Genomic DNA, 306 nt, shown 5'->3' on the forward strand with positions numbered 1-306 from the left:
TTTTTTGGCGCATGGTTTGCCGGACGTCCCAATAAACGCTTCTCCACGTTAATGTGGCAGTCGGTTATCTGCTGCCTGCTGGCTGGCTTGCTGATGTGGATCCCCGACTGGTTTGGCGTGATGAATGTCTGGACGCTGCTCGTTCCCGCCGCGCTGTTCTTTTTCGGTGCCGGGATGCTGTTTCCGCTGGCGACCAGCGGCGCGATGGAGCCGTTCCCCTTCCTGGCGGGCACGGCTGGCGCGCTGGTCGGCGGTCTGCAAAACATTGGTTCCGGCGTGCTGGCGTCGCTCTCTGCGATGTTGCCG

1 pseudogene is annotated in these 306 nt (G+C 61.8%); it reads left to right on the forward strand.

From position 1 onward, the window contains the following. Positions 1 to 306: pseudogene (gene emrD / locus SB822_RS56060) on the forward strand (multidrug efflux MFS transporter EmrD); the annotation flags it as partial.

It is taken from the genome of Paraburkholderia sp. SIMBA_054 (assembly GCF_046534875.1).
GTDB lineage: Bacteria > Pseudomonadota > Gammaproteobacteria > Burkholderiales > Burkholderiaceae > Paraburkholderia > Paraburkholderia hospita.